12 protein-coding genes are annotated in these 11,690 nt (G+C 55.2%); 5 read left to right on the top strand and 7 right to left on the bottom strand.

Features of this window, described 5'->3' with window-relative positions; all coding sequences use genetic code 11:
- Window positions 1–154: 154 nt before the first annotated feature.
- On the top strand, window positions 155–1,117 hold the full coding sequence (pfkA, locus tag OC597_RS23530) for a 6-phosphofructokinase (RefSeq protein WP_085120029.1): 963 nt from the start codon (window positions 155–157) through the stop codon (window positions 1,115–1,117).
- Between the two features lie 193 nt (window positions 1,118–1,310).
- Window positions 1,311–2,300 (top strand): sulfate ABC transporter substrate-binding protein, encoded by a 990-nt coding sequence (locus OC597_RS23525; protein ID WP_262210742.1) that lies wholly within the window; start codon window positions 1,311–1,313, stop codon window positions 2,298–2,300.
- 66 nt (window positions 2,301–2,366) lie between these two features.
- Here OC597_RS23525 and tpiA read toward each other — a convergent pair whose 3' ends face one another.
- Window positions 2,367–3,134, bottom strand: a complete 768-nt coding sequence (gene tpiA, locus OC597_RS23520; protein ID WP_112349232.1) for a triose-phosphate isomerase — start codon at window positions 3,132–3,134, stop codon at window positions 2,367–2,369.
- A 127-nt stretch (window positions 3,135–3,261) separates the two neighbouring features.
- Window positions 3,262–3,852 carry a DUF1454 family protein gene (locus tag OC597_RS23515; RefSeq protein ID WP_261286030.1) on the bottom strand — a complete coding sequence of 197 codons (591 nt, stop codon included), beginning with the start codon at window positions 3,850–3,852 and terminating at the stop codon, window positions 3,262–3,264.
- Window positions 3,853–4,050: 198 nt separating this feature from the next.
- Between OC597_RS23515 and OC597_RS23510 the strand changes: the two genes are divergently transcribed.
- Window positions 4,051–4,476, top strand: a complete 426-nt coding sequence (locus OC597_RS23510) for a DUF805 domain-containing protein (RefSeq protein WP_262210688.1) — start codon at window positions 4,051–4,053, stop codon at window positions 4,474–4,476.
- Between the two features lie 9 nt (window positions 4,477–4,485).
- On the opposite strand, the gene fpr is transcribed toward OC597_RS23510, so the two are convergent.
- Window positions 4,486–5,232 carry a ferredoxin--NADP(+) reductase gene (gene fpr / locus OC597_RS23505; RefSeq protein WP_099063881.1) on the bottom strand — a complete coding sequence of 249 codons (747 nt, stop codon included), beginning with the start codon at window positions 5,230–5,232 and terminating at the stop codon, window positions 4,486–4,488.
- Between the two features lie 3 nt (window positions 5,233–5,235).
- Window positions 5,236–5,859 (bottom strand): helix-turn-helix transcriptional regulator, encoded by a 624-nt coding sequence (locus tag OC597_RS23500; protein ID WP_262210686.1) that lies wholly within the window; start codon window positions 5,857–5,859, stop codon window positions 5,236–5,238.
- A gap of 296 nt (window positions 5,860–6,155) precedes the next feature.
- Here OC597_RS23500 and emrD point away from each other — a divergent pair, with 296 nt between their 5' ends.
- Window positions 6,156–7,340 (top strand): multidrug efflux MFS transporter EmrD, encoded by a 1,185-nt coding sequence (emrD, locus tag OC597_RS23495; RefSeq protein ID WP_261260256.1) that lies wholly within the window; start codon window positions 6,156–6,158, stop codon window positions 7,338–7,340.
- Between the two features lie 32 nt (window positions 7,341–7,372).
- On the opposite strand, the gene glpX is transcribed toward emrD, so the two are convergent.
- From glpX to OC597_RS23480, 3 genes are all read right to left on the bottom strand, one after another.
- Window positions 7,373–8,383: a class II fructose-bisphosphatase gene (gene glpX / locus OC597_RS23490; RefSeq protein ID WP_261260255.1), complete on the bottom strand. Its 1,011-nt coding sequence runs from the start codon at window positions 8,381–8,383 to the stop codon at window positions 7,373–7,375.
- A 130-nt stretch (window positions 8,384–8,513) separates the two neighbouring features.
- Entirely contained in the window at window positions 8,514–10,022 is a 1,509-nt protein-coding gene (gene glpK / locus OC597_RS23485; protein ID WP_261260254.1) for a glycerol kinase GlpK, read from the bottom strand.
- Window positions 10,023–10,065: 43 nt separating this feature from the next.
- On the bottom strand, window positions 10,066–10,911 hold the full coding sequence (locus tag OC597_RS23480) for an MIP/aquaporin family protein (protein WP_020837548.1): 846 nt from the start codon (window positions 10,909–10,911) through the stop codon (window positions 10,066–10,068).
- Between the two features lie 539 nt (window positions 10,912–11,450).
- Here OC597_RS23480 and zapB point away from each other — a divergent pair.
- The gene (gene zapB / locus OC597_RS23475; RefSeq protein WP_012147470.1) at window positions 11,451–11,690 is read left to right on the top strand and encodes a septal ring assembly protein ZapB; all 240 of its coding nucleotides are present in this window, start codon (window positions 11,451–11,453) and stop codon (window positions 11,688–11,690) included.

Here is an 11,690-nt window from a genome sequence, read left to right as displayed (position 1 = left end):
CAATATTGCGTGACTTGAATCAATTCAGCTGGGTGTTTTTGTTATAATATCCAGCAATAAGCCGTAAAGCTGGTTTTCTGCAGCCGGAGAGGTTTCAAGACAATCGGCGAATACAGAATTCTTAAGAAATTGCATCTACAGTTCAGAGGTAGTCATGATCAAGAAAATCGGTGTACTGACAAGTGGCGGTGATTCGCCGGGTATGAACGCTGCGATCCGTGGCGTTGTGCGTGCTGCACTTTCAGAGGGTCTGGAAGTTTTTGGTATTTACGATGGCTACCTTGGCTTGTACGAAGATCGCATGGAAAAATTGGACCGCTACAGCGTGTCCGATATGATCAATCGCGGCGGCACCTTCCTCGGTTCAGCCCGTTTCCCGGAATTCAGAGACGACAGCGTACGTGCCAAGGCGATTGAAAACCTGAAAAACCGCGATATCGATGCGCTGGTGGTTATTGGCGGTGATGGCTCCTATATGGGTGCCAAGCGTCTGACGGAAGAGGGTTTCCCTTGTATCGGTTTGCCTGGCACCATCGATAACGACGTGGCCGGTACTGACTACACCATTGGTTATTTCACTGCGCTTGAAACCGTGGTGGAAGCGATTGACCGGCTGCGCGATACCTCATCCTCACATCAGCGTATTTCCATCGTTGAAGTGATGGGGCGTTATTGTGGCGATCTGACGCTGGCGGCGGCTATCGCCGGCGGTTGCGAGTTCATCGTGTTGCCTGAGATTGAGTTCAACCGCGAAGATCTGGTGTGTGAAATCAAGGCTGGTATCGACAAAGGTAAAAAACACGCGATTGTGGCGATCACCGAACACATCTGCGATATCGATGAGTTGGCGCGCCATATCGAGCAAGAAACCAAGCGTGAAACCCGCGCTACCGTGTTGGGCCATATTCAGCGCGGCGGTTCGCCGGTCGCTTACGACCGTATTCTGGCTTCCCGCATGGGCGCTTACGCCATTGAGCTGTTGTTGCAGGGCTACGGCGGTCGCTGTGTTGGTATCCAAAACGAGAAGATGGTGCATCACGACATCATCGATGCGATCGAAAACATGAAGCGTCCCTTCAAGGGCGACTGGCTGGAAACGGCGAAAAAACTCTACTGATCCCGTTTTAATTCAGTCAATAGAAAGCCTCCGCATGCGGGGGCTTTTTTTATCTCTGCGCGGTTATATTCCAGAATCGTCTAGCCCAACATTTTTTATTCTTTAATTGATAGGAGAGTTTCTGGCAGGCTCTGATGCTAAATCAACCGATTGAGGTTGCGATTATTTTTCCTGGGAGAGCGAGTCGATGCGTATGCGTAAATGGGGTGTAGGTCTGACAATCATGCTGCTGGCGTCCGGTGCCATGGCGAAAGATATCCAATTGTTGAACGTTTCATACGACCCGACGCGTGAATTCTATCAGGAATATAACACCGCATTCGGTAAATACTGGCAGCAACAGACCGGCGATAAAGTCACGGTACGCCAGTCGCATGGCGGTTCCGGCAAACAGGCGACCTCGGTCATTAACGGCATTGAGGCCGACGTGGTGACACTGGCGCTGGCTTATGACGTGGATGCTATCGCCGAGCGTGGACGTATTGATAAAGAGTGGATCAAACGCCTGCCGGACAACTCCGCGCCTTATACCTCGACCATTGTGTTCCTGGTGCGCAAAGGCAACCCAAAACAAATTCACGACTGGGCCGATTTGATTAAACCCGGTGTCTCGGTGATTACCCCGAACCCGAAAACCTCCGGCGGTGCACGCTGGAATTATCTGGCTGCTTGGGGTTACGCGCTGCATCAGAACAATAACGACCAGGTCAAGGCGCAGGAATTCGTTAAAAACCTGTATAAGAACGTCGAAGTATTGGACTCCGGTGCGCGAGGCTCAACCAATACCTTCGTTGAACGTGGTATCGGCGATGTGCTGATCGCCTGGGAAAACGAAGCGTTGCTGGCGGAAAAAGAGCTGGGCAAGGACAAGTTTGAAATTATCACCCCGAGTGAATCGATTCTGGCAGAGCCAACCGTGTCGGTGGTGGATAAAGTGGTCGATAAGCGCGGTACCCGTGATGTCGCTACCGCTTACCTGAAGTATTTGTACACGCCGGAAGGGCAGACCATCGCGGCGAAAAACTACTACCGTCCACGGGATGCGGCAGTGGCGGCCAAATTTGCCGACCAGTTCCCGAAACTGAAGCTGTTCACCGTGGATGATACTTTCGGTGGCTGGACCCAGGCGCAGAAGGTGCACTTCGCCACTGGCGGCGTGTTCGACGAAATCAGCAAGCGTTGATGCCGAATGGCAGCAATGACAAAACCCCGGCTTGCCGGGGTTTTGTCATTTATAAGCCGAGTGAAATCAGGCTTTTTTAGCAGCAGCTGCGGCTTTGACGATCACGGCGAAAGCATCGGCTTTCAGTGAGGCGCCGCCAACCAGCGCGCCGTCGATATCTGGCTGGGTGAACAGCTCGGCGGCATTCTTGTCGTTCACGGAACCGCCGTACTGGATGATCACTTCTGCAGCCACGGCTGCGTCCTGCTTGGCAATGTGATCGCGGATAAATTTGTGTACTGCCTGTGCTTGCGCAGGGGTAGCAGACTTACCGGTACCGATAGCCCAAATTGGCTCATAAGCGATAACCGCGCCTTTAAAGGCTTCAGCACCCTGGGTTTTCAGCACGGCGTCGATCTGGCGTGCACAAACTTCTTCGGTTTTACCCGCTTCGTTTTCTGCATCAGTTTCACCGATGCACAGCACTGGGATCAGACCGGCAGCTTTCAGCACGGCAAATTTTTCGGCGATCGCAGCGTCGGTTTCTTTGTGGTAAGTGCGACGCTCGGAGTGGCCGATGATGATGTATTGAGCACCAACATCTTTCAGCATGTCGGCGGAAACTTCACCGGTGAATGCGCCGGACAGGTTCACGTCTACGTTTTGGGCGCCCAGGGCAATGCGGCTGCCGGCCAGTGCGTGCTTGGCCTGGTCCAGATACATGACCGGTGGTGCGATAGCAACGCCACAACCGTCAACGCTGCTCAGTTCATTGCGCAGCGCGGCGATCAGTTCGTTAACCATGTGAGTGCTGCCGTTGAGCTTCCAGTTACCCATAACTAATGGATGACGCATGTTTTTTCCTCCAACAAGGGAACGCGAGAGTCGAAATAACCACTGCCGGACTGGCAGTTTACCTGCCCAACAGTATAGAGATGATTAAGCGCGAAGGCTTTGCTTTTCGTCATTAAATAGCCCGCTGTTAGGGCTCGGATAACGCTAGCTTAACCGGTTCAACAGCGAAAGTTATCCCTTTATCGCCGTTGTCTGCCACCACATAACGGATCGCGCCGACCTGCTGTTGGTAGAAGCGCGAACCTTTGCCTTTTTCCAGCAGGTTGGCCACTTTACTCAGGCTTTTCTCTACCGTCAGCGTCGGCTCAAACTGGCGCATCAACGCGGCCATATAGCTGATGGCGATGGTGCGGGCGGCTTTTTCTTCATTGCTCTGCTGCAGCGGCAGGTGGGTGATCTGCAGCGTCTTGATTTTGCCGGTGCCCTTTTCCAGCGCGATGGAGGCGTAGAGATTTTCGTTCAACTTGCTGGCGGCGCGCGTCAGCAGCGGCGTATCGTCTTCTGCCGTTGCGATGGCACGAAATTCGCCAATCGGCAGCGTCGGGTTGTCGCGGTTATATTTTTCGCGGAATTTTACCACCGTCAGATCAAACGTCGGCGCCCCGGCCAGCAGATATGGCGCGGTGGGCGACGCACTGACGGCGGCATCTGGCGGATCGGCCCAGGCACTGCTGATACCCAACAACAGGCAGGCGATGGCGATGGTTTTTCTCAGCATGGCATACGACATCAAGAACAAAGATGGCTCCGATTAAAGCGATAACCGAGGGGGGTTGTCAAAGATCCCGCGCCATTATCGCTTGCTGACAGGAAAGCTGTGCGTTACTCCGCGTAATGCAGGGCGGAAATCTTCGCCCGGCAGCGCCTATGTTACACTGCACGGCAGAATATGGGCAGGCTAACAATGCAGGATTCAATGACAATACAACAGTGGTGCTTTTCGTTTAAGGGCCGAATTGGGCGGCGTGATTTCTGGATTTGGATGGTGTTGTGGTTGCTGCTGATGGCGGTGGCTTTTTCTCTCGCCAGCCGCGAGCTGGTGGATATCCAGACCATTGCATTCTTTATCGTGGGGTTGCTATGGCCGACGGCGGCAGTGCTGGTGAAACGGCTGCACGACCGCAACAAAGCCGGCTGGTGGGCGTTGCTGTTGATCCTGGCATGGCTGTTGGCGGCGGGTAACTGGCAAATGCTGGCTCCGCTCTGGCAATGGGGCGTCGGGCGTTTTGTCCCAACGCTGATCATTGTGATGATGATGATCGATTTGGGCGCGTTCGTCGGCACGCCCGAGGCTAACCGTTTTGGCCCACCGGCCGAACCGGTGAAGTTCGGCGCGGAGTGAGCTGATAGCTTACCAATATTGCTCGCTGGTGATATGGCCCGGCTTGCGGCGCAGGTGCTTGCGCATCTGCCGCTGATCTTTCAGCGTTTGTTGGGTATCCCGCACCATTTGCGGGTTACCGCACAGCATGACGTGGTCAGTTTCAGCGTCGAGGGGTAATCCCACCGCGGCCTCCAGCCGGCCATCCTCGATCAGCGCCGGTACGCGCCCCGTCAGTGAACCGCTGACTTCTTCACGACTAACGATAGTCTGAATACGCAGTTTACCGTTGTAGCGCTGCTGTAATTGCTGCATCAGCGGCAGGTAGCTGAGATCGCGCGCAAAGCGGGTGGCATGCACCAGCACCAGATTTTTGAAGCGCTCCAGGTCTTTGCCTTCCTGCAGCATCGACAGGTAAGGGCCAATGGCAGTGCCGGTCGCCAACATCCACAGGGTGTCACACTCAGGCACTTCTTCCAGCACGAAAAATCCGGCGGCCTCTTTGGTCACCATCACTTCCGACCCCGGCTGCAGCTGATTGAGTCGTGGGCTCAGTTTACCTTCCGGCACGGTAACCAGGTAAAACTCCAGATTGGGGTCGCTGGGAGCGTTGACGTAGGAATAGGCGCGTTGCACGCGTTCGCCGTCAATTTCCAGCGCCAGTTTGGCAAATTGCCCGGCGGTAAAGGGAGCAATGGGGGCATGGACGGTAATGCTGAACAGCCCGTCTGTCCATTGCGTGACTTGCGTAACCTTGCCATTAACCCAGTCAGCCATACTCTAAAGCTCCAATGGTCGAATCAAATAAGCGCAATGTCGTGAACCGGAAATAGCGTGCGCAGTACGCTCTATGCGATAGCCGTGGCCAAACAGACGGTTAAACAGTTGCAGCTCCGAGTTGCACAGGCTGCTACAGGCGGTGGCCGCCACGCCGATCGGGCAGTGGTTTTCCACCAGTAGCATGCCTTGCGGATGCTCAACCAGTTCGGCCATGTAGCCATCATGCTGCCGCAGACGCACCAAGCGGGCGAGTTTGCCCTGATGGCAGGTTTCCTCTGACAGCTGTTCGGCGTAGCGCTGATAAAGCTTGTCTTCGCGCGCAATGAGTAGCTGCTCCACCCCTTCAGCGCCAAACAGCTGATGGGCAGATCCCAACATTTCTGCCGCCAGCCGATCGTGGCCATTGGCAAACTGGGCGTGGCCCTGATGGGTCAGCGACCAGTAGCGGGTGGGGCGACCTACTTTGGTACGCGCTTCCTCGTAATCAACCAGCTCACGTTTCTCCAGGGATTGCAGATGCTGACGGATACCCATGGGGGTGATGTCCAGACGCTCAGCCAGCATTTTGGCTGAATGTGGCCCCAGGGTTTTTAACTGCAATAAAATCAGCTCTGTTGTCTTCATAAACCCAATCCCTATGGTGTTATTTTATTTCAAGATGATGAAAATAATTATCGATTAAATGCTAAAGCCAAACTATTGAAAGTTTGCCATTTTTAACCCATAAGCGGTAGACGTACAGTTTAATTTACGAGGCTGGTTGGCTTTGCTGCCACTGTGACGGAGATCAATATCTGTCTGAAACTCGCTAAAAAAATCAAATTTGTTAGCTTATGCCGCCATAGAGGGCTGCTCGCCGTTCTGGCTGATTTTGGGGCCATACCGGGACGCTGTGACGAGTTAATACGTTAACGAAGATAATGAGAAAAATAGAAAACTTTCACCTGTTGGTGATGCTTACCCTGTTAGTGGCCGTCGGTCAGATGGCACAAACCATTTATGTCCCTGTTGTTGCTGATATTGCGAAAGATTTTTCGGTTCGTTCCGGTGCGGTGCAGCGCGTGATGGCGGCCTACCTGATGACCTATGGCTTCTCGCAGCTGATTTACGGCCCGCTATCGGACCGCATTGGTCGCCGCCCGGTGATCCTGGCCGGGATGATGATCTTCCTGATTGGCGCTCTGGGCGCGTTGTTGTCCAATAACCTGACGATGCTGGTTGCCGCCAGTGCCATCCAGGGGATGGGGACCGGTGTGGCTGGGGTGATGGCGCGAACCATGCCGCGTGACCTGTATGCCGGTACCTCGCTGCGTTATGCCAACAGCCTGCTCAACATGGGGATTCTGGTCAGCCCGCTGCTGGCGCCGATCATCGGCGGAGCATTGGCGATGGTGTTTGGCTGGCGTGCCTGCTATGCCTTCCTGTTGGTACTCTGTGCCGGTGTGGCTTTTGCCATGTTCCGCTGGCTGCCGGAAACCCGCCCGCAGCAGACCGAGAAACGACGGATGCTGGCGAGCTTTCGCAAGCTGCTGGCCGACGGCACCTTCAGTTGCTATCTGGTGATGCTGATCGGTGCTTTGGCGGGGATCGCGGTCTTTGAAGCCAGCTGTGGCGTGCTGATGGGGGGCGTGCTGGGTCTGAGCGGCCTGACCGTCAGTATCCTGTTTATTCTGCCAATCCCGGCGGCGTTCTTTGGTGCCTGGTATGCCGGTCGTGACGGTAAAAGCTTCCACAGCCTGGTGTGGCATTCGGTGATCAGTTGCCTGCTGGCGGGCCTGATGATGTGGATCCCAGGGTGGTTTGGCGTGATGAACATCTGGACGCTGATTGTGCCTGCGGCGTTGTTCTTCTTCGGGGCCGGTATGATGTTTCCGCTGGCGACCACCGGGGCGATGGAGCCATTCCCCTATCTGGCCGGGGCGGCTGGCGCGTTGGTCGGGGGCATGCAGAATATGGGCTCCGGCCTGGCGACCTGGCTTTCTGCCATGCTGCCGCAGACCGGGCAGTTTAGCCTTGGCCTGCTGATGTTTGCCATGGCGCTACTGATTCTGCTGTGCTGGTGGCCGTTGTCCCACCGGATGCAGCATCAGGGACATACCGTATAAAACGAACAGGGCGCCTTCGGCGCCCTGTTTAATTACAGCAGAAACTCGTGCAGAGCCGGGTCTTTACGATCCAGATAATGGGTCGAGCGGATGCGGCGGATAGTGCGTGACTTGCCACGGATCAACAGCGTTTCCGTGGTGGCCATATTGCCCTGACGGCTAATGCCTTCCAACAAATCGCCCTTGGTGATGCCGGTGGCGGAGAAAATCACGTTGTCGTTGCGCGCCATATCATCCAGCAGCAGTACCTTGCCGGCTTCAATCCCCATTTCTTTACAGCGCGCCAGCTCTTCTTCGCCGATGCGACGATTGTCGGCGCTGTCGCCTTTAACCTGGTGGCGCGGCAGCAGGCGTGCCTGCATATCACCGTCCAGAGCACGGATCACTGCGGCAGAAATCACCCCTTCTGGCGCACCACCGATGCCGTACATCACGTCAACTTCACTGTCTGGCATGCAGGTCAGGATTGAGGCCGCCACGTCGCCGTCGGGGATAGCGAACACTCGCACCCCGAGCTGCTGCATCTGGGCAATAACGCCATCGTGACGCGGCTTGGCCAGAATGGTCACCGTCAGTTGGCTCAGGGGTTTGCCCAGGCAGATTGCGACTTTATTCAGGTTATCAGCCAGCGGTAAGTTAAGGTCGATAGCGCCGCGCGCTGCCGGGCCCACCACCAGTTTTTCCATATACATATCAGGGGCGTGCAGGAAGGTGCCGCGATCGCCCACCGCCAGCACTGCCAACGCATTGGGCTGGCCCATGGCGGTCATGCGGGTACCTTCGATAGGATCGACGGCGATATCTACCGCATCGCCCTGGCCGCTGCCGACCTGCTCGCCGATATACAGCATCGGCGCTTCATCAATTTCGCCTTCGCCGATCACGATGCGGCCATCGATATCCACTTTATTGAGCATAATGCGCATTGCGTTGACCGCTGCGCCGTCGGCGGCGTTCTTGTCGCCGCGTCCCAGCCATTTATAGCCCGCCAGCGCGGCGGCTTCGGTAACGCGGGAAAATTCGATGGCTAATTCACGTTTCATGGCAAAACCTGTCTGTGAGAAAGGAAGAAAATATCGGCAAAGTTTATCACAGCACGCGGCGGCGGGGGCGGGGCAAAAAAATGCGCCGCCCGGAGGCAGCGCATGATGGGGTTAACCAGGCAAACAAGCGTTAGTCGTGATCTTCCCACGCTTGTGCGCGGGCAACCGCTTTTTTCCAGCCGCTGTAACGGAAGTTACGTTCGGTGGTTTCAATGCTTGGGCGGAACTCACGCTCAATAACCGCCTTGCTCTTCACTTCGTCCAGGTCATTCCAGTAGCCGATGGCCAGGCCCGCCAGGAAGGCCGCACCGAGAGCAGTCGACTCACGCACCTCAGGACGCTCTACACGGGTACCGAGGATGTCTGACTGGAACTGCATCAGGAAGTTGTTAGCGACCGCGCCACCGTCCACACGCAGCGATTGCAGGCGGGTGTTGGAGTCGGCTTGCATGGCATCCAGCACGTCGCGCGTCTGGTAGGCAATGGATTCCAGCGTGGCACGAATGATGTGGTTGCTGTTCGCGCCGCGGGTCAGGCCGAAGATGGCGCCACGGGCATACGGGTCCCAGTAAGGTGCGCCCAGACCGGTGAAGGCCGGTACCACGTACACGCCGTTGCTGTCTTTGACCTTGGTGGCGAAGTATTCGGAGTCGGCCGCATCGCTGATCAGTTTCAGCTCATCGCGCAGCCACTGAATGGAGGCGCCGCCAATGAAGACTGCCCCTTCCAGCGCATAGTTCACTTCGCCGCGTGGGCCGCAGGCGATAGTGGTCAACAGGCCGTGGTTAGAACGTACCGCTTCTTTGCCGGTGTTCATCAGCAGGAAGCAGCCGGTGCCGTAGGTGTTTTTCGCCATGCCCGGTTGAACACAGAGTTGGCCATACAGCGCCGCCTGCTGGTCACCGGCGATACCGGCGATAGGGATACGCGTACCGCCTTTACCCCCGATGTTGGTCTGGCCGTACACTTCAGAAGACGGACGGACTTTTGGCAGCATGGCGCGCGGGATATCCAGCGCTTCCAGCATGCGCTCATCCCAGTCCAGCTCATGGATGTTGAACATCATGGTACGTGAGGCGTTGGTGTAATCGGTCACATGCACCCGCCCTTGGGTCATTTTCCATACCAGCCAGGTGTCGACGGTACCGAACAACAGTTCACCGCGTTTGGCGCGTTCACGGGCACCTTCAACGTGATCGAGGATCCATTTTACCTTGGTGCCGGAGAAGTACGGGTCAACCACCAGGCCGGTGTTGTGACGGATGTACTCTTCCATGCCATCGCGTTTGAGTTTTTCACAGATATCGGCGGTACGGCGGCATTGCCAGACGATGGCGTTATAGATCGGTTTACCGGTCTCTTTTTCCCAGACGATGGTGGTTTCGCGCTGGTTGGTGATGCCGATACCGGCGATCTGATCGGAATTGATGTCGGCTTTCGCCAGCACTTCCACCAGCGTGGAGCTTTGTGATGACCAGATCTCCATCGGATCATGCTCAACCCAGCCGGCTTTCGGGTAAATCTGCGTGAACTCACGCTGCGACACCGCAACAATATTGGCATCGTGGTCTAGCACTACGGCACGTGAACTGGTAGTTCCCTGGTCGAGAGCGACAATGTATTTTTTTTCTACAGTCATGATTTTAGTCCTGCTGTTGTTAACCGTTTTAAAACTGTGCCAATCACGCTTTACGCTGTTGAGCCTTGGCGGCGGGTTGTTCTTCGTCTACACAGACATCACACGGCAGATTGCGGCCAATGAGCATGCGGTAGCCAAAGGCACCCAGGCAGGCACCGATGATTGGGCCAAAGATAGGCACCAGGAAGTACGGAATATCGCGTGCACCGGTGAAGGCCACTTTGCCCCAGCCAGCCAGATAAGCGAACATTTTCGGGCCGAAGTCACGGGCCGGGTTCAGCGCAAAGCCGGTCAATGGTCCCATAGAGGCGCCGATCACGGCAATCAGAATACCGATTAACAGCGGTGCCAACGGGCCGCGTGGAATGCCGTTGCCGTCATCGGTCAGCGCCAGGATCAGGCACATCAGGATCGCGGTAATCACCGTTTCAACCAGGAAAGCCTGGCCCACGGAGATGTGTGCATTAGGGTAGGTGGAGAAGATACCGGCCAGGGCCAGGCTTTCGTCGCTGCCGCGAACCATATGGTTGGCCGCTTCAAAGTCGAAGAACAGGTTGTAATATAACCCGTAGACCAGGGCTGCTGCGCAGAAGGCTCCGGCGATCTGCGCGACGATGTAAGGCAATACTTTGCGTCCGTCAAAGCAGGCGAACAGCCACAGCGCGATAGTCACCGCCGGGTTGAGATGCGCACCGGAGATGGCAGCGGTCAGATAGATGGCCATGGCAACGCCCAGGCCCCAAATGATACTGATTTCCCACTGGCCGAAGCTGGCGCCAGCCAGTTTCAGCGCGGCAACGCAGCCTACGCCAAAAAATATCAACAGGCCGGTGCCGAGGAACTCAGCGATACATTGGCCTTTTAGGGTCGGACTGGTGGTTTGGCTCATAATGTTGTTGTCCTGCAAAACGGCGGTTATGGGTTTATAGGCTCAGGGTGTGTATCAACCCGGCCTATGGGTACAGTTTTTTTCATCTCGTCCAATTATTAATTGAGGACGTGATGTAAATTTATCGTTAACGAACATAAACGAGAAATAGCGAAATCAAAATGTGTGTGCTTCGTCATAAAATTGAGCGAATTCGCGTCGTTTTGTGTTCTTTCTGCACCATAAAACTGTGATCTGACCAGTGTTCCAGCCACCGTTCGTTAACAAATCAATTTACGCACCCTGGGTATTTTCAGTTTTTGCTGATGGTGGCGGCAGGAAAATTGCAACAGACTGCGCGTTGAGCCGGATGTTGCTAGACAGTCGGGGACAGGCTACTTACAATCGTTTTTATCGAAAGAAGCGTTTTATCGAGACAGGCGCGTTATTTTCAATAAAAGCGTGTGTCACTTGGCGCGATGCATATTCGCAGCAGTTGCAACCTGAGTTGCGGCCGTTACCTATAGATGTACGCCTTGCTATCATGAGGGGACTGAAGAATGTCATTTGAAGTATTTGAGAAATTGGAATCAAAAGTTCAGCAGGCGATCGATACCATCACCCTGCTGCAGATGGAAATTGAAGAGCTGAAAGACAAAAACAACACGCTTTCACAGGAAGTTCAGGCGGCCTCCGGCAACCACGAATCGTTGGTCCGTGAGAACCAGCAACTGAAAGAAGAGCAGCACGTATGGCAAGACCGTCTGCGTGCACTGTTGGGCAAAATGGAAGAAGTCTGA

Origin of the sequence: Serratia proteamaculans (assembly GCF_946227095.1) — a bacterium.
Classification (GTDB): Bacteria; Pseudomonadota; Gammaproteobacteria; order Enterobacterales; family Enterobacteriaceae; genus Serratia; species Serratia proteamaculans_E.
Note: the sequence above shows the minus strand (reverse complement) of the source record. Positions and strands in the feature narration are given on the sequence as shown.

What these genes read in the sequence shown, in the direction of transcription:
- glpK (WP_261260254.1), bottom strand. Translation starts at nt 10,022, where the DNA reads ATGACTGTAGAAAAAAAATACATTGTCGCTCTCGACCAGGGAACTACC.
- zapB (WP_012147470.1), top strand. Translation starts at nt 11,451, where the DNA reads ATGTCATTTGAAGTATTTGAGAAATTGGAATCAAAAGTTCAGCAGGCG.
- fpr (WP_099063881.1), bottom strand. Translation starts at nt 5,232, where the DNA reads ATGGCTGACTGGGTTAATGGCAAGGTTACGCAAGTCACGCAATGGACA.
- OC597_RS23525 (WP_262210742.1), top strand. Translation starts at nt 1,311, where the DNA reads ATGCGTAAATGGGGTGTAGGTCTGACAATCATGCTGCTGGCGTCCGGT.
- OC597_RS23510 (WP_262210688.1), top strand. Translation starts at nt 4,051, where the DNA reads ATGACAATACAACAGTGGTGCTTTTCGTTTAAGGGCCGAATTGGGCGG.
- OC597_RS23500 (WP_262210686.1), bottom strand. Translation starts at nt 5,859, where the DNA reads ATGAAGACAACAGAGCTGATTTTATTGCAGTTAAAAACCCTGGGGCCA.
- tpiA (WP_112349232.1), bottom strand. Translation starts at nt 3,134, where the DNA reads ATGCGTCATCCATTAGTTATGGGTAACTGGAAGCTCAACGGCAGCACT.
- OC597_RS23480 (WP_020837548.1), bottom strand. Translation starts at nt 10,911, where the DNA reads ATGAGCCAAACCACCAGTCCGACCCTAAAAGGCCAATGTATCGCTGAG.
- emrD (WP_261260256.1), top strand. Translation starts at nt 6,156, where the DNA reads ATGAGAAAAATAGAAAACTTTCACCTGTTGGTGATGCTTACCCTGTTA.
- glpX (WP_261260255.1), bottom strand. Translation starts at nt 8,383, where the DNA reads ATGAAACGTGAATTAGCCATCGAATTTTCCCGCGTTACCGAAGCCGCC.
- OC597_RS23515 (WP_261286030.1), bottom strand. Translation starts at nt 3,852, where the DNA reads ATGCTGAGAAAAACCATCGCCATCGCCTGCCTGTTGTTGGGTATCAGC.
- pfkA (WP_085120029.1), top strand. Translation starts at nt 155, where the DNA reads ATGATCAAGAAAATCGGTGTACTGACAAGTGGCGGTGATTCGCCGGGT.